This window comes from Bacillus kexueae (assembly GCF_022809095.1).
Classification (GTDB): Bacteria; Bacillota; Bacilli; order Bacillales; family Aeribacillaceae; genus Bacillus_BZ; species Bacillus_BZ kexueae.
In genome coordinates this window covers 234423-251410 of record NZ_JALAZE010000003.1, presented here as the reverse complement: position 1 = coordinate 251410, position 16988 = coordinate 234423, and the positions used below count along the sequence as shown (strand labels likewise).

Below are 16988 nucleotides of genomic sequence, written 5' to 3'. Positions count from 1 at the left end.
CCACAATTTTTAATCGAGCATTGTTTTTAATTTGGATGCAAATCCTGAATCTAACACGGCAACTACAACTCTTTGTTCCTTCCCGATTGCCTGACCTAATTGCTCACGGCTTTCTACGTACACAAGTGGAACACCATAATAGGAACATTTATCGGTTATTTTTTTACTCGTGTTATTCGATGCATCTTTTGATAGAAGAACTAATTTTGCTCGTCCGTTCCTCACTTCTTTTATGACGAGTTCTTCTCCCGAAATAATCTTACGTGCTCGATTGGCCAACCCTAAAAACTGTGCCCAACTTGAACTCATTTACGCTTTTTGCTCCCTCTCAGCAAGAGATACTAATTCTTCATAGATGGATGGAGGAACTTCAGCATTTAAATGATTGGCTAAAACATTTTTCTTCTGCGCATTTAAAATACACTCTTTTTGTAACGTGATATACGCACCTCGACCGTTCTTTTTACCCGTTAAATCGATCGAAACTTCCCCTTCTTTTGATCGTACGATACGGACAAGTTCTTTTTTAGGCTTCATTTCTCCAGTTGCAACACATTTTCGCAAAGGAATCTTTTTTGCCTTCGTCATATATACCACCTCTATTCGCTATCTTCTTCTACTGACAATTCGAATAGTGGAGGATTCACGTCCTCACGAGGATAGATGCCTGCTTCTTTTGCATCTGATTCACTCTTAATATCAATTTTCCAACCTGTAAGTTTCGCTGCAAGTCGAGCGTTTTGACCACGTTTTCCAATCGCTAGTGATAATTGGTAATCAGGTACAACAACCGTAGTCGCCTTCTCTTCTTCATCAACAATGACATCAAGAACTTTAGATGGACTTAATGCATTGGCAACAAATTCAATCGGATCTTCCGACCAACGAACAATATCAATTTTTTCGCCTTTTAACTCATTGACGATCGTTTGGACGCGTTGACCTTTTGGTCCAACACATGAACCTACAGGATCTACTTCAGGATTATCGGAGTATACGGAAATTTTCGAACGGTCCCCAGCTTCACGGGCTACAGATTTAATTTCAACTGTACCATCGTAAATTTCTGGCACTTCAATTTCGAATAATCGTTTTAGCAATCCTGGATGAGTACGTGACACGAAAATTTGAGGTCCTTTCGTTGTCTTTTCAACCTTTGTAATAAAAACCTTAATACGGTCATGTGGTTGATACGTTTCATTTGGCATTTGCTCACTTACTGGAAGTAATGCTTCGATTTTACCAAGGCTAACGTAGATAAATTTAGAATCAATACGTTGAACGATACCTGTCATAATATCTTCTTCACGATCGATAAATTCGGAATAAATAATACCTCTTTCAGCCTCACGTACACGTTGCGTAACAACTTGTTTAGCAGTTTGAGCAGCAATCCGACCGAAATCACGTGGCGTTACTTCAATTTCAACTGTATCTTCTAGCTCGTAATTTGGATTAATTGATTTTGCTTCATCAAGTGAGATTTCTAAACGAGGATCAAATACCTCGTCTACTACTTCTTTACGTGCAAAGACACGCATTGAACCTGTCTCGCGATTTATATCTACACGCACGTTTTGAGCTTGATTAAAATTACGTTTATATGCAGAAATTAACGCTGCTTCAATCGCTTCAATAATAACTTCTTTTCCAATGCCCTTCTCCTTTTCAAGGATCGTTAGAGCATCAAACAATTCATTGCTCATCGAATGGATTTCCCCCTTAAAAAACTAATAAATTCTTTCAAAACTTATTTTTGTCAATATGGCTTACGCTCACGGTTTGTTAGAATAACAAAATTGGTCATTCTTCGGTAGCTAGATCATCATCTTTCCCTCTAATTAATTATAAGGAATCTCCAATGAGCAATCGCTGCCGAAATTGTTTCCCTTTAAAAATTAAATGTAACTGCGAGACGAGCTTTTGCCACTTTTTCGTAAGGAATTGTTACTTCTTTCGTTCTCGTTTTCACTTTTACACTCAGTTTGACGAGTTCGCCATCAAAACTTGTTAATTCCCCTTCAAATTCTTTCTCTCCATCAATCGATTCATAAGTTTTTATCGCTACATTTTTCCCAATTGCTTTTTGGAAATCACGCTCATTTTTTAACGGGCGTTCAGCACCTGGAGATGATACTTCTAAAAAGTAGTTATGTGGAATCGGGTCGATTTCATCAAGCTTTTCACCAAGTCGCTCGCTAAGCGTTCCACATTCTTCAATATCAACCCCTGTATCTGAATCGATAAAGACGCGCAAGAAGTAATTTTTCCCTTCTTTTACATACTCAATATCGACAAGTTCAAGATTCATTTCTTCCGTAATAGGGGTAACAAGTTCTTCTACTAAATCTGTAATTCTTTTACTCATCCTTTTCCTCCTCAAATTGTTCCGAAACCTTAAAAGTGTTGAAAAACCCTGCTATATGAGCAGGGGTATGTACACAAACGAAGGATTTAAGGTGATCCGCTCGAAATGCTACTAGTTTTACCCAATAGGAAAGAGTGGGTTTCCCCACTCTTTTTCCGTTCTCCGATAGCATTTCCATATAAAATATACCATAACTTTATATGAATTGCAAATATTGACCAACTCGAGCTATTGAATTAATCCGTTAAAATAGGGATAACTGGTTTTGCTCTGGTAAAGAAGTCAGGCAACCGTGATTATCTAAATACTCTAATATCGTCTTTGAAATGCGGCTCCGTTCTCTCAAGTCCTCTTTCGATAAAAACTCGCCCTCTTCACGTGCTTTTACTATATTTAAAGCCGCATTCGTTCCTAAACCTGGAATTGAGTTAAACGGTGGAATTAACGTGTCACCATCAATTAAAAATTCCGCTGCACTTGAACGATATAAATCTACCTTTTGAAACGAAAAACCTCTTTCACACATCTCTAATGACATTTCCAGTACAGTTAATAAACTTTTTTCTTTCGGAGATGCATCTAAACCTTTAGCATTGATTTCTTCAATTTTAGCTTTTATGGCCGTCGAACCTTTAATCATCGTCTCAATATCAAAATCGTCTGCCCGCACAGTGAAATATGTTGCATAATATAGAAGCGGGAAGTGGACTTTAAAGTAAGCAATACGAACCGCCATTAGCACGTATGCTGTCGCATGTGCCTTCGGGAACATGTATTTAATCTTTTTACATGATTCAATATACCAATCTGGCACACCATTTTTCTTCATTTCTTCTTCCCATTCTGGTTGGAGCCCTTTTCCTTTCCGTACAAACTCCATAATCTTAAATGCAAGGGAAGGTTCAAGGCCTTGGTAAATTAAATAGACCATAATATCATCACGACAACCGATTACTTCACTTAAGGTACAAGTACCGTTGTGGATAAGTTCTTGTGCGTTTCCAAGCCAAACATCCGTTCCGTGTGAAAGCCCCGAAATTTGCACTAATTCGGAAAATGTAGTCGGCCTTGTATCCTCTAGCATTTGCCGCACAAATCGCGTTCCAAACTCGGGAATCCCCAATGTTCCGGTCTTACACATAATTTGATCTTCAGAAACTCCGAGGGTTTCTGTGCCACTAAATATTTTCATCACTTCTGGATCATCCGTCGGAATGGTTTTCGGATCGATACCACTTAAATCTTGGAGCATGCGAATAACGGTTGGGTCATCGTGTCCTAATATATCTAATTTCAGAAGATTATCGTGAATAGAATGGAAGTCAAAATGAGTTGTCTTCCAATCGGCACTTGTATCATCCGCTGGAAACTGTATAGGAGTAAAATCATAGACATCCATGTAATCAGGGACAACGATAATTCCTCCTGGATGCTGTCCAGTTGTCCGTTTTACCCCCGTACACCCTTGCACAAGACGATCTACTTCAGCACCGCGCATGTGGATATTGTGATCATTTGCATATCCCCTGACGTACCCAAACGCTGTTTTTTCAGCAACAGTTCCGATTGTACCTGCACGATAGACGTTATCTTCTCCAAACAACACTTTCGTATAGTTATGTGCTCTCGGTTGATATTCTCCAGAGAAGTTTAAATCAATATCTGGTACTTTATCTCCTTTAAACCCTAAAAAGGTTTCGAATGGAATGTCATGACCATCTTTTTTGAACATCGCGCCACATTTTGGACATTCTTTGTCTGGTAAGTCGTAACCCGAACCAACAGACCCGTCATTGAAGAATTCAGAATGTTTACATTCTGGGCACACATAATGTGGTGGCAATGGATTTACTTCCGTAATTTCAGTCATTGTCGCAACAAAGGATGAGCCGACGGACCCACGCGAACCAACTAGATAACCATCATCAAGAGATTTTTTAACTAGTTTATGTGAAATCAAATAAATGACGGCAAATCCGTGTCCGATAATACTTTTTAACTCTTTTTCTAGCCGTGCTTCTACAAGCTCAGGAAGCGGGTCTCCGTAAATACTTTTCGCCATATCGTAGCTCATTTGTCGTATTTCTTCGTCTGCTCCCTCAATCTTTGGAGTATATAAATCATCTTTAATCGGCTTAACTTCCCCGATAAGCGAAGCGATTTTTTGCGTGTTTTCTACCACAATCTCGTTCGCTTTTTCCTCGCCCAAAAACTGAAATTCTTGAATCATCTCATTTGTTGTTCGAAAATGAACATCTGGCAACGAATGGCGGTTCAGCGGGTTGGCTCCACCTTGAGAGCTTACTAAAATTTTTCGATATATTTTATCCTCTTTGTTTAAATAGTGAACATTACCTGTTGCTACAACAGGTATATTTAACTTTTCGCCGAGCTTCACGATATTTTTAATAATGTCACGAAGAGCCGCTTCATTACGTACTAGTTCTAGCTCTATTAAATGTTGGTAAACAGCTGGTGGGTGAACTTCAAAATAATCATAAAAGGATGCAATATCTTCTACTTCATCCGGTGATTTTTGCATCATTCCTTCAAAGACTTCCCCTTTATCACACGCTGAACCAACAAGAATTCCCTCTCGGTACTTGGATAATACCGATCTCGGAATACGAGGTACACGATAAAAATATTGCACATGGGATAATGATACGAGTTTAAATAAGTTCTTCAGTCCTTCTTCATTTTGAGCTAATAAAATAGCGTGTGATGGTCTAGAACGTTGATATGCTTTAGCGTCCCCTAGTTTAATATTCATTTCATCATGCATTGTTACGCCTTTAGCACTTACATCTTTTAACATTTTCATGAGTAAATGTCCTGTCGCTTCAGCATCATAGATGGCACGATGGTGTTGTGTTAATTCAATATCGAATTTTTTACACAATGTATTTAATCGGTGATTTTTCATTTCTGGGTATAAAGAACGGGCTAATTCTAATGTGTCGATAACACCATTTGATGCTTTGTTTTCACCAAGCAAATTTTTGTATCCGACATTTAAAAAGCCCATATCGAAGCTCGCATTGTGGGCAACTAAAATACTATCTTCTACCCATTCCTTGAATTTTCGCAACACCACATCCACATCTGGGGCATCTTTTACCATATCATCGGTTATACCTGTCAGCTCTATGGTTGTAGCAGACAATGGTTCATGAGGATTGGCAAATGATTCGAAGCGATCAATGATTTCACCATTTCGAATTTTAACTGCCGCTAACTCAATAATAGTGTCATATACCGCTGAAAGACCAGTTGTTTCCACGTCAAATACGACATACGTAGCCTCTTCTAACGATACCGTCTTGTCATTGTATACAATTCTCACACCATCATCAACAATGTTTGCTTCTAGACCATAAATCATCTTTATGCCGTGTTTTTTGCTAGCGGAATATGCTTCAGGGAACGATTGAACAACTGCATGATCGGTTAAAGCAATCGCTTCATGTCCCCACTTTTTCGCTTGCTCGGCTAATTTTGAAATTGACGTAACAGCATCCATTTGGCTCATTGGTGAGTGTGCATGTAATTCCACACGCTTTTGTCCTTCTGGTGCTGTATCTTCTCGAAGATTCGGCTTCATCTCGTTGATATCATTCGCAATCATGACAAGATCGCGCACAAACGTGTCGTTTTGAATACTACCGCGCACTTTCAACCACATTCCTTTTTTCAAGGATTGGAGCAGTGCTGCGTCTTCCTTATCACGAGCGAACATCTTTACAAGGATAGAGTTTGTATAGTCGGTCATCTTAAATGTACATAATGTTCGACCGGATTTTAATTCTCTCGTTTCGACATCAAATACATACCCTTGAATAACGACTCTTCGCTCTTCTTCCATTATGCTATTTAACGTACGTATTTCTTCCTCGTCTTTAATTGGATACCCGATTGTTAACGGGCCTGATGGCACATCATTTTCTTGGTTAGATTCCTTCTCACGATTTTCCATTTCCGTAATCGCTTGAGCGACTTTTTCTTGATCCTCACGCTTTTTCTGCTCTTGGAATTGACGGATCTCTTCATCTGATATCGTAATTTTCGTATCGATTTGAAAACTAGGAAAACCAAACGTTTCATAACTTCTTCGAATGTATTCGCCATACTTCTTTTTAATCGCCTGAGACTCTGTATCATTTCTCGTCTGTACGAGGAGCTTTAAGCCATTTACAGAAGGAGTTTGGTTCGAAAGAAGCGAAAGAATTGGTGGCGATATCCCCTCTATTTCTTGAACACAAACTGGCCAATATGATTGAATTAATTCCTCATTTGGCTCTGGGTTAGGAATGTGAATAGAAAAGGTAACATTTGCAATATGTGAAAACGTCTTTGTCAATTTAGCTTGAAAAAGTTGAAAAACATGAAATGGTAGTATTTTTTGAAGCACAAATTGAAAATGCCACGTTTTTTGCTGCTTGTGTACGGTTAATTTTTGTATAGCTCCTTGGTAAAAATGTTCAACGATATCGTCTTCTGTTAATTGTAACTGTTGGAGTAATAATCGGAAACGCTCCCGCTGTTCCGTATGAATGTCAGTCATTTTTGCTCCCCTCTTTCTTCCTAGAAGGTAATCCGCTACATAAGGAAGGTACCCCATTTATTGAGGTACCTTTTTTCTTTTCATATTACCACGTGATATAAAATCGTGCTATCATTCAACAGAGTTCTATTTTAAAGTAAGGACTGGATTGTTTCTTTTAAATTCGCAACAGGAACTTCAAAACTCTCTCCTGTTTTTCGAACTTTTACTTCAACAATTTGTTCGCTCGCTTTTTTCCCGACAACGACTCTTACTGGTATTCCAATCAAATCTGAATCAGCAAATTTAACGCCTGCACGCTCTTGTCGATCATCAAGAAGAGGATCTAATCCTTCGTTTACAAATTCAGAATAAATTTGTTCAGCTAATTCGCGCTGCTCATCATTTTTTACGTTTACCGCAATTACATGTACGTCAAACGGAGCAATTTCTTTTGGCCAAACAATTCCATTTTCATCGTGGTGTTGTTCAACAGCTGCAGACAGAGTACGAGAAACTCCAATTCCGTAGCAACCCATTATCATCGGTTGAGATTTTCCATTCTCATCTAAATAGTGTGCTTTCATAGATTCCGAATAACGTGTGCCTAACTTGAATACATGTCCTACTTCAATACCTTTTGCAAAACGAATCGTACCAACGCCATCTGGAGATGGGTCTCCCTCTTGGATAAAGCGTAAATCAATAAACTCCTTCACGTTTGTATCACGTTCAATATTAACATTTTGATAATGATAGCCTTCTTCATTTGCTCCACAAATACCATTTACGACTGCTTTTATAGCATGATCAGCAACAATTTCTACTTCATCACGAACATGAATAGGTCCTACAAAACCTGGTTTCGTTCCCATTATTTCAAGAGTTTCTTCTTCTGTTGCAAGCTCAACTACAGCTGCGTTAAAGAAATTCTTTAGTTTAATATCATTTACTTCATGGTCACCGCGAACTAACGCTAGTACGAATCGGTCGTCTACTTTAAACAATAAAGATTTAATACATTTCGTCTCATCAACATTTAATAAGGACGAAACTTCCCCAATTGTTCTAGCATTAGGCGTCTCGATTTTTTCAAGCTGTAATTCTTGTTCATTCGATTTCTCGTATTGAACTACAACCGGTGCCATTTCAATGTTCGCAGCAAAATCTGATGAATCAGAATACGCAATCGTATCTTCTCCAATATCAGATAATACCATAAATTCATGCGTGTCTTTTCCACCCATAGCACCTGAGTCAGCAATGACAGCGCGGAAATTTAGTCCGCATCTTGTAAAAATATTTCGGTAAGCAGTGCTAATTTTTTCATACATCTCATCAAGACTCTCTTTTGAAGAATGAAACGAATATGCATCCTTCATAATGAATTCTCTTCCACGCAATAACCCAAAACGAGGTCGCTTTTCATCACGGAATTTCGTTTGGATTTGATAAAGTGCTAGTGGTAGGCGTTTATAGGATTTCACCTCATCACGAACGAGACTAGTAATTACCTCTTCGTGTGTCGGACCTAACGCAAACGGGCGATCATGTCGGTCGTGAATACGCATTAATTCTGGACCGTATGATTGCCAACGCCCTGATTCTTCCCATAACTCTGCTTGTTGTAAAGCTGGCATTAATAATTCAACTGCACCAGCTCGATTCATCTCTTCTCTTACAATTGTTTCAATTTTCTTCAATACTTTTGTCGCAAGTGGCAAATAGCTGTAAACTCCACTTGCCGTTTGACGAATAAATCCTGCACGGAGAAGAAGCTGATGACTTTTCACTTCTGCATCAGCTGGTGTTTCCCGTAGCGTCGGAATAAATGACATACTTTGTTTCATGTTCTACACCTCAATTTCAACATAGCAAATTTAAGTTCTTTGATTTATGATTAATGGTCCCTTCTCTACAATTAAGGGGAAAGGACACCCCTTTTTAGGGTAGCATCCTTTACTTTAGAAAAGGCTATTTTCGTATAGATTGTTGCTTTTTCAGTCATTTTTAAAATGAACTCTGGACATTGCGCTACGGACACTTGCTTTCCGCAGGGAGCTGTCTATTTTCGGCTCCTAGCGTCCTAGCGAACGATTCTCAGCAATGTATTTTATACACCCTAAAAGCAACAACCCTTTACAAAAGAGCCTTAGAAAAAGAATCGTTGAATATCATTCCAAGTTACGACTAACATCAACAGCATGAGTAGCGCAAATCCGATAAAATGCACAATTCCTTCTTTCTGACGATCAATTGGTTTACCTCTTACCGCTTCGATTGCAAGAAACATAAGTCGGCCTCCATCTAACGCAGGAATTGGCAATAAGTTCATTATTCCTAAGTTAATGCTTAAGAGAGCTGTCCAGTTTAATAAATTTGTAATACCAGTTTGAGCAATCTTATCCGTCATATCGTATATTCCTACTGGTCCTGAGAGCATTTCAATTGAGAACTGTCCAGTTATCAACTTACCTAAACTTATAATAATTTCTTTTGTCCATTGATACGTTTCCACAACTCCAAATTTAAGCGATGCAAAAAACGTTTTCTCTACTGGACTATATACACCGATTAAACCAATCGTTTCTTCCCCAACTTCACGCGCTTCTGGGATGACCTCTAATTGAACCGTTTCACCATTTCGTTCAATGACAAAGGATAATTCCTTTTCAGGGTTAGCACGTACAATGGTCACTACATCTGTCCACTCATCGACTGATTGTCCATCAATGGATTTTACAATATCATCTTTTAACAAACCAGCGTCTTTCGCCGCACCGTCTTCTGTTAACTCTCCTAATACCGGGTCATTGATTGGTGCTCCTTGAATAAACCCTAAGGAGAATAAGACGACAAAAGCTAAGATGAAATTCATTAAGGGTCCGGCAAAAATCGCCATTGTTCGTTGCCCAATTGTTTTTGAAGCAAATTGACGGTTATAAGGAGCAATTTGAACTTCTTCTTTATCTACAATAAAGTAAGACTTTTCACTGACTGTATAACGACGAAGTGTTTCATCGTCACCTTGTTCATAACCAGTTATAAACATTCCTTGTTCTAAATCCGCTTCCTCCACTTCAATAATCCGCGCATCAGGGTATTGATCTTTATGATTTAGAATAATTTTTTCTACTTCATTGGATTTGTTAAAGAGAAGACCGATATGATAGCCTGGCTTTACCTCAATCATTTCAGGGTCTTCTCCAGCCATTCGAACAAATCCACCGATTGGTAGCAATCTAATCGTATAGACGGTTTCATCCCGTTTAAATGAAAACACTTTCGGTCCAAATCCAATGGCAAATTCACGGCATAAAATTCCCGCTCTTTTAGCAAATATTAAATGTCCCAGTTCATGAAAGAATACGAGAGCCCCAAAAATGAGGATAAAAGCAATAATTGTATTCACAAGCAAAACCACCTTTATGAAATTAGTGATTGAACGTACTTTCTCGTTTCAGCATCTACCTGTATGATGTCGTCCAATGAAGGGTTATGAATGACATTATGCTTGGACAAAGCTTCTTCAATCAGATCTTCAATTGTTAAGAATGAAATTGCATCGGTTAAAAATGCTTGTACCGCAACTTCATTGGCTGCATTTAACACAGTTGGCATAGTACCACCTATTTTACCTGATTCATAAGCAAAATGTAAGCAACGGAATCGCTTTAAATCCGCTTCTTTGAAATGTAATTGTCCCAGTTTTGCTAAATTCAATCGTTCTGTGTTCAATGGAAGCCTGTCTGGGTATGTAAGAGCATATTGAATTGGGACACGCATATCAGGTGTACCTAATTGCGCCATCACACTTCCATCGTGAAATTCAACCATGGAATGGATAATACTCTCTTTATGTAAAAGAACATCAATTTTATCGTAAGGTAAGTCGAATAACCAATGAGCCTCTATGACTTCTAACCCTTTATTCATCATAGTAGCTGAGTCAATGGTAATTTTAGCACCCATCGACCAGTTAGGATGATTTAATGCTTGTTTAACAGTTACATCTTTCAGCTCGTCTCTCGTTTTATCTCTAAAGCTTCCTCCTGAAGCGGTCACGATCAAACGTTCAATATTTTTATGTCTTTCTCCTTGCAGGGCTTGAAATATTGCTGAGTGTTCACTATCTACCGGTATTAAATTCACATTATTTTCTTTCGCCGCAGCCGTGACAATATGTCCAGCTGTTACTAGCGTTTCTTTATTTGCAATGGCAATATCTTTTTTTTCTTTAATTGCTTGTAAGGTGGGCAAAAGACCAACACTACCAATAACAGCGTTTACGAGGATTGTTGCTTTTTCAAAGGCTGCTGCCTCAATTAATGCTTCTGGGCCATAATTCAATGTAATATTTGACGGTACAACTGGTCGAATTTGATCGAACACCTCTTTGTTTTGTACCGCAACATAAGATGGTTGAAATTCTTCAATAGCCTTTAATCCCTCTTTAACATTTCGGCCGAACGACATTGATACTAATCGAAACTCAGTAGGATGCTGTCGTATTACATCCAACGTTTGTCTTCCAATCGAACCCGTTGCACCTAGTAAGCTAATGTACTTCACAAGTGTCACTCCCAATCCAACAATACATTACACCGTAACTTTTAGTAAGAAATAAAGAATAGGTAGAACGAATAACAAACTATCAAATCGATCTAATATTCCACCATGCCCTGGTAGAATCGTGCCGGAATCTTTTACATGATAATGACGTTTAAGGGCCGATTCAACTAAATCGCCCATTTGTCCAAATATTGACACGAACACCGCAATGAAGGCAACCAATAAATAAGATGGCCAAATATCTGTTACCATTTGAAAAAGTAAAGCCACTACAATTGCGGAGGCAATCCCACCGAAAAATCCTTCAATCGTTTTATTCGGGCTAATTTCTGGCCATAACTTTTTCTTTCCGAATGCTCTTCCAAAAAAATAAGCTCCGGAATCAGTAGCCCACACAAGGAACAAAGCAAAGAAAATATATTCTAGTTGTTCATACCTCGTTTCATTGAAGAAGTAAAATCCAACTCCAACGTATAAAGTGGCTACAATTGTAAATCCAACATCATCAAATGTAAACTTGTTTTTCGATATGACAGTATATGTTAGAAAAAACATAACTGCTAGAAATACAGTTCCTACCTTACTTATATTTATATCATTTAAGAGCTCAATATAACGGCTTGGGAATAATAATACCCATAAAATTAATAAACTAACGACTCCTGGGATTGAAAGGATCGGTATTTTTTTCATTCGTAATAGTTCAAACAAGCCTACAGAAGCCATCATATATATTAAAATCGTAAAAGGAATTCCACCTATAAATACAATAGGAATGAATAATGCTGCCGCAACGACAGCTGTAATGATTCTCGTTTTCATTTCATCACACCTTCTAAATGCCGCCGAACCTGCGACCTCTTTGTTGATAGTCATGAATTGCTGTTAAAAAATGTTGTTCATTAAAGTCCGGCCATAATACATCTGTAAACCAAAATTCTGTATAAGCCAGTTGCCATAACAGAAAGTTAGATAAACGTATTTCCCCACTTGTTCGAATTAATAAATCTGGGTCTTCCAAACCTTTTGTCATTAATTTATCAGAAAAGTAATCTTCGTTAATTTGATCAAGCGAAATGGCGTCTTCTTTATACTCTTGTGCTATTTGCTGAACAGCATGAATTATTTCCGCACGACTACCGTAATTTAACGCAAAGTTTAAAATTAGCCCTGTATTCTGCTCTGTTTCTTTCATCGCTTTTTGAACAGCTTGTAAGGTATGGTTTGGGAGCTTTGAAGAATCGCCCACAATTTGTACACGAACATTTTCTTCAATTAGTTCCGGTAAAAACGTACTTAAAAACTGTTCAGGCAATTTCATCAAGTAGTCTACTTCAGTTTTCGGACGTTTCCAGTTTTCGGTTGAAAAAGCATATAAAGTTAAAGCTTTCACTTCTAGTTCATTGGCAAGCTTCGTAATTTTTCGTACAACTTTCATTCCTTCATGATGTCCGGCCATTCTCGGAAGTGAGCGTTTTTTTGCCCATCGTCCATTACCGTCCATTATGATTGCAATATGTTTCGGAATCTCATGTTGCTTTATTTGCTCAATCGTAATCGTTTCATTCAGTTGTTCGGAGTTTGTCCATTTTTTCATAAAATTAAACATGTTAATCCTCCAAAGAGAAAATGTAGCCACATGACGGATGTAGCAACTGAGTTAACAAAAAAACCCCCTGTATGGTGAAGAGGGTTTTTTCACATTTCTATTTTACATAGAAACGTATTAAACTTCCATGATTTCTTTTTCTTTCTCTTTTGTCGCTTCATCGACATGATTTACGTAAGTGTCTGTAAGTTTTTGAACATCGTCTTGATAGCTACGAAGTTCATCTTCTGTAATTTCGCCATCTTTCTCAAGCTTTTTCAACTCATCATTTGCATCACGACGAATATTACGAACAGCTACTTTTGCATCTTCAGAATATTTACGAACTGTTTTGGCTAACTCTTTACGACGCTCTTCTGTAAGTGCAGGAATCGTAATTCGAATAACCGTACCATCGCTTGTTGGCGTTAAACCTAAGTCAGATTTTAAGATTGCTTTTTCAACTTCTCCTAAAGAAGATTTATCATATGGTTGAATAACGAGTAAGCGAGCTTCTGGAACGCTGATTGATGCTAATTGGTTAACAGGTGTTGGAACTCCGTAATAATCCACTTGAATTTTATCTAATAAAGATGCATTAGCACGACCTGCACGTACGCTTGCTAATTCACGTTTTAATGCAGAAACGGCTTTTTCCATTTTTTCTTTCGCTTGATCTAAAACTTGCTTTGACATATGGTTATTTCCCCCTTACTACTGTTCCAATGTTTTCGCCTAAAACGGCACGTTTAATATTTCCTTCTTCCATAATAGAAAATACAAGTAACGGAATATCATTATCCATACACAAGGATGAAGCTGTAGAATCCATTACTGCTAATCCTTCTTTTAATACATCTAAATATGATAGTTCATCGTATTTGATAGCATTTTCGTCCTTCTTCGGATCGGCACTGTAAACTCCGTCAACATTGTTTTTAGCCATTAAGATGACATCAGCCTCGATCTCTGCCGCACGTAATGCAGCCGTTGTATCTGTTGAGAAATAAGGGTTACCAGTACCCGCAGCGAAAATTACAACACGCTTTTTTTCTAAATGACGGATAGCTTTTCTTCTTATGTAAGGCTCAGCGACTTGACGCATTTCAATTGATGTCTGTACACGTGTTTGAATACCTAAGTTTTCTAAGCTATCTTGAAGAGCTAAAGAATTCATCACTGTCGCAAGCATTCCCATGTAGTCAGCTGTTGCACGGTCCATTCCCATTTCGCTTCCGATCTTCCCACGCCAAATGTTTCCTCCACCTACAACAACGGCTACTTCTACATCTAGTTCAGCAATTTCTTTCACTTGTTTAGCAATGGATTGAATGACAGCTGGATTAATCCCGAACCCTTGCTGTCCGGCTAAAGCTTCCCCACTTAACTTTAATACAATACGTTTATATTTGGGCGATTCCATAATAACCTCCAAGCTATTTCCTACCTATTGTTTAAGGTAGTAAAATGATCATGTCGAAAAAGAGGGAACACAATTGTGTTCCCTTTATTTTGCTTAAAGGGATCTCCTTTAAGCGGCTGATGTTAGTGCTTAAAAAGCACAGCTCATCATAATTTAGCTCAACATTATTTTTTCACTTGGTTCATAACTTCTTCTGCGAAGTTATCTTGACGCTTTTCAATACCTTCTCCAACTTCATAACGAACGAAAGATTTTACAGTAGCGCCTTTAGATTGTACGTAGTTACGTACTTTCTCATCTGGGTTTTTAACGAAGTTTTGGTCTAATAAGCAAATTTCTTCGAAGAACTTACCTAAACGACCTTCAACCATTTTTTCAACAATGTGTTCTGGTTTTCCTTCGTTAAGAGCTTGTTGCTTAAGAACTTCACGCTCATGGTCTACTTCTGATTGTGGAACTGCGTCACGATCAATATAGCGAGGGTTTACAGCCGCTACGTGCATTGCTACGTCTTTAGCAACTTCTTCTTCAGTAGTTCCTTCTAACACAGCTAATACACCGATACGTCCACCCATGTGTAAGTATGCACCGAATGCATCTTTGTCTGTCTTTTCAGCAATTTCAAAACGACGAAGTGTAATTTTTTCACCGATTTTTGCAATAGCAGCATTGATGTAATCTTGAACTGTAGAACCGTTGTCCATTGTAGAAGCTAAAGCGTCTTCTAAAGAAGCTGGCTTTTTCGCTAATAGGTGAGCTGCTAAAACATCTAATAATTCTTTGAAAGATTCGTTTTTCGCAACGAAATCAGTTTCAGAGTTCACTTCAATAATAACCGCTTCGTTTCCTACAGCTTTGATTAAAGCAGAACCTTCAGCAGCGATGCGGTCAGCTTTCTTTGCAGCTTTTGCAATACCTTTTTCACGAAGGAAGTCGATTGCTTTTTCCATATCGCCATTTGTTTCAGTTAATGCTTTTTTACAATCCATCATACCTGCGCCAGTTTTCTCACGCAATTCTTTTACCATTTGAGCAGTGATTGCCATTTTGGTTTCCTCCTTTAATATACATATGTATGGGATGCATTGGTTAAAAAAAGGTGATAAAAGGCTTTATTCCCCTCTTATCACCTTTTTGCTTCATTAAGCAGTTGTAGTTGTAGTAGTTTCTTCGCCTTGTTTAGCTTCTAAAATAGCGTCTGCAATTTTAGAAGTTAAAAGCTTAACAGCGCGAATTGCATCATCGTTTGCAGGGATCACGTAATCAATCTCATCTGGATCACAGTTTGTATCAACGATACCGATGATCGGGATGTTTAATTTACGTGCTTCAGCAACTGCAATACGCTCTTTACGAGGGTCGATGACGAAAAGCGCATCTGGAAGTTGCTTCATATCTTTAATACCGCCTAAGAATTTCTCAAGGCGCTCTAATTCTTTGTTAAGTTGAACAACTTCTTTCTTAGGAAGTACTTCAAACGTTCCATCCTCTTCCATTTTACGGATGTCTTTTAAGCGTTGGATACGCTTTTGGATTGTTTCGAAGTTAGTTAATGTACCACCTAACCAACGTTGGTTGATGTAGTACATACCTGCACGTTCTGCTTCTTCTTTTACAGACTCTTGTGCTTGTTTTTTAGTACCAACGAAAAGAATAGTACCGCCGTTTGCAGCTAATTCTTTCGTGAATTGGTAAGCTTCTTCTACTTTTTTCACCGTTTTTTGTAAGTCGATGATGTAGATGCCGTTACGCTCAGTGAAGATGTACTTCTTCATTTTTGGGTTCCAACGGCGAGTTTGGTGTCCGAAATGTACACCAGCTTCAAGTAATTGTTTCATTGAAATTACTGACATTTTCTGTTCCTCCTATGGTTTCTTATCCTCCGCCCGCGTCATCTTCAAGCAAGACTACAAAGTAGCACCAGTGCTTAAATCATCGGACGTGTGTATTAACACCAGAAACAAATATACCATATTGACTTCGGTCAATCAAGCATGAAATCATTGTTTTTGATTAAATTTAAGGAAAAGTTCAATCTCCGTTTTTCCTACATTTAATTGTTGTGCAATTTCTTCGATTGTATACCCCTTCTTAGAAAGTTCAATAATTTGATCATGAGATGTCGTCTCATCACGTGGAATTTCCTTCACTTCTATTACATCCATCTGCTGTTCAAGGATTGTTTGAAGATGAGAAGGTAAGTCATCATCATCATTTTCTTCTTTGATTTGTCTGCTTTCTACTTCATTTCTCAGAGGAAGAGGATTTTTTTTGTCAGATACCTGTAACTGATTAATAAATTTTTCATTTTCCTCTTTCATTTGCATCATAAAAAGGGAAAGAGCTTCTTCTGTCTCTTGAAGAAGCTGTTTTTGTGATTGCTCTAATTGTTTAATGGATTGATATTTTGTGAAAAGGATGATTATAGCAAAGATTGAAAGAATGTGAATGATGAAACTAAACAAAATTAATAATGTTGTCATATAATTCCCTA

At 38.1% G+C, this 16988-nt stretch carries 15 protein-coding genes; all 15 read right to left on the bottom strand.

Translation table 11 applies throughout. From position 1 onward, the window contains the following. Positions 1 to 9 precede the first annotated feature (9 nt). The 15 genes from ML543_RS08740 to ML543_RS08670 all read right to left on the bottom strand — a co-directional run bounded on the left by ML543_RS08740 (position 10) and on the right by ML543_RS08670 (position 16977). The gene (locus ML543_RS08740) at positions 10 to 309 is read right to left on the bottom strand and encodes a YlxQ family RNA-binding protein (protein ID WP_243386903.1); all 300 of its coding nucleotides are present in this window, start codon (positions 307 to 309) and stop codon (positions 10 to 12) included. Continuing rightward, positions 310 to 588 (bottom strand): RNase P modulator RnpM, encoded by a 279-nt coding sequence (rnpM, locus tag ML543_RS08735; protein ID WP_243386902.1) that lies wholly within the window; start codon positions 586 to 588, stop codon positions 310 to 312. An 11-nt stretch (positions 589 to 599) separates the two neighbouring features. Then, positions 600 to 1706: a transcription termination factor NusA gene (gene nusA / locus ML543_RS08730; RefSeq protein ID WP_243386901.1), complete on the bottom strand. Its 1107-nt coding sequence runs from the start codon at positions 1704 to 1706 to the stop codon at positions 600 to 602. Between the two features lie 185 nt (positions 1707 to 1891). Next, positions 1892 to 2368, bottom strand: a complete 477-nt coding sequence (rimP, locus tag ML543_RS08725; RefSeq protein WP_243386899.1) for a ribosome maturation factor RimP — start codon at positions 2366 to 2368, stop codon at positions 1892 to 1894. Positions 2369 to 2612: 244 nt separating this feature from the next. Further along, entirely contained in the window at positions 2613 to 6932 is a 4320-nt protein-coding gene (locus ML543_RS08720; RefSeq protein WP_243386898.1) for a PolC-type DNA polymerase III, read from the bottom strand. 131 nt (positions 6933 to 7063) lie between these two features. Beyond that, positions 7064 to 8761, bottom strand: coding sequence for a proline--tRNA ligase (locus ML543_RS08715; RefSeq protein ID WP_243386897.1), 1698 nt, complete (start codon positions 8759 to 8761; stop codon positions 7064 to 7066). A 302-nt stretch (positions 8762 to 9063) separates the two neighbouring features. Continuing rightward, positions 9064 to 10323 carry an RIP metalloprotease RseP gene (gene rseP / locus ML543_RS08710; protein WP_243386896.1) on the bottom strand — a complete coding sequence of 420 codons (1260 nt, stop codon included), beginning with the start codon at positions 10321 to 10323 and terminating at the stop codon, positions 9064 to 9066. Positions 10324 to 10337: 14 nt separating this feature from the next. Further along, positions 10338 to 11483 (bottom strand): 1-deoxy-D-xylulose-5-phosphate reductoisomerase, encoded by a 1146-nt coding sequence (locus ML543_RS08705; RefSeq protein ID WP_243386895.1) that lies wholly within the window; start codon positions 11481 to 11483, stop codon positions 10338 to 10340. A gap of 27 nt (positions 11484 to 11510) precedes the next feature. Beyond that, positions 11511 to 12305 carry a phosphatidate cytidylyltransferase gene (locus ML543_RS08700; RefSeq protein ID WP_243386894.1) on the bottom strand — a complete coding sequence of 265 codons (795 nt, stop codon included), beginning with the start codon at positions 12303 to 12305 and terminating at the stop codon, positions 11511 to 11513. Positions 12306 to 12318: 13 nt separating this feature from the next. Beyond that, positions 12319 to 13092, bottom strand: a complete 774-nt coding sequence (locus ML543_RS08695) for an isoprenyl transferase (protein WP_243386893.1) — start codon at positions 13090 to 13092, stop codon at positions 12319 to 12321. A 117-nt stretch (positions 13093 to 13209) separates the two neighbouring features. Next, positions 13210 to 13767, bottom strand: coding sequence for a ribosome recycling factor (gene frr, locus ML543_RS08690; protein ID WP_243386892.1), 558 nt, complete (start codon positions 13765 to 13767; stop codon positions 13210 to 13212). Positions 13768 to 13771: 4 nt separating this feature from the next. Further along, entirely contained in the window at positions 13772 to 14494 is a 723-nt protein-coding gene (gene pyrH, locus ML543_RS08685; protein WP_243386890.1) for a UMP kinase, read from the bottom strand. Positions 14495 to 14658: 164 nt separating this feature from the next. Next, positions 14659 to 15540, bottom strand: coding sequence for a translation elongation factor Ts (tsf, locus tag ML543_RS08680; protein WP_243386888.1), 882 nt, complete (start codon positions 15538 to 15540; stop codon positions 14659 to 14661). Between the two features lie 96 nt (positions 15541 to 15636). Further along, complete coding sequence (gene rpsB / locus ML543_RS08675) at positions 15637 to 16347, bottom strand: 30S ribosomal protein S2 (protein ID WP_243386887.1); 711 nt, start codon at positions 16345 to 16347, stop codon at positions 15637 to 15639. A gap of 147 nt (positions 16348 to 16494) precedes the next feature. Further along, complete coding sequence (locus ML543_RS08670) at positions 16495 to 16977, bottom strand: DUF6115 domain-containing protein (protein WP_243386886.1); 483 nt, start codon at positions 16975 to 16977, stop codon at positions 16495 to 16497. Between the last annotated feature and the right edge of the window lie 11 nt (positions 16978 to 16988).

Excerpts from the sequence above, each read along its gene's own strand:
- rpsB (WP_243386887.1), bottom strand. The coding sequence starts at position 16,347 with ATGTCAGTAATTTCAATGAAACAATTACTTGAAGCTGGTGTACATTTC.
- rnpM (WP_243386902.1), bottom strand. The coding sequence starts at position 588 with ATGACGAAGGCAAAAAAGATTCCTTTGCGAAAATGTGTTGCAACTGGA.
- rimP (WP_243386899.1), bottom strand. The coding sequence starts at position 2,368 with ATGAGTAAAAGAATTACAGATTTAGTAGAAGAACTTGTTACCCCTATT.
- nusA (WP_243386901.1), bottom strand. The coding sequence starts at position 1,706 with ATGAGCAATGAATTGTTTGATGCTCTAACGATCCTTGAAAAGGAGAAG.
- ML543_RS08695 (WP_243386893.1), bottom strand. The coding sequence starts at position 13,092 with ATGTTTAATTTTATGAAAAAATGGACAAACTCCGAACAACTGAATGAA.
- ML543_RS08740 (WP_243386903.1), bottom strand. The coding sequence starts at position 309 with ATGAGTTCAAGTTGGGCACAGTTTTTAGGGTTGGCCAATCGAGCACGT.
- ML543_RS08670 (WP_243386886.1), bottom strand. The coding sequence starts at position 16,977 with ATGACAACATTATTAATTTTGTTTAGTTTCATCATTCACATTCTTTCA.
- ML543_RS08700 (WP_243386894.1), bottom strand. The coding sequence starts at position 12,305 with ATGAAAACGAGAATCATTACAGCTGTCGTTGCGGCAGCATTATTCATT.
- pyrH (WP_243386890.1), bottom strand. The coding sequence starts at position 14,494 with ATGGAATCGCCCAAATATAAACGTATTGTATTAAAGTTAAGTGGGGAA.
- frr (WP_243386892.1), bottom strand. The coding sequence starts at position 13,767 with ATGTCAAAGCAAGTTTTAGATCAAGCGAAAGAAAAAATGGAAAAAGCC.
- ML543_RS08715 (WP_243386897.1), bottom strand. The coding sequence starts at position 8,761 with ATGAAACAAAGTATGTCATTTATTCCGACGCTACGGGAAACACCAGCT.
- tsf (WP_243386888.1), bottom strand. The coding sequence starts at position 15,540 with ATGGCAATCACTGCTCAAATGGTAAAAGAATTGCGTGAGAAAACTGGC.
- ML543_RS08720 (WP_243386898.1), bottom strand. The coding sequence starts at position 6,932 with ATGACTGACATTCATACGGAACAGCGGGAGCGTTTCCGATTATTACTC.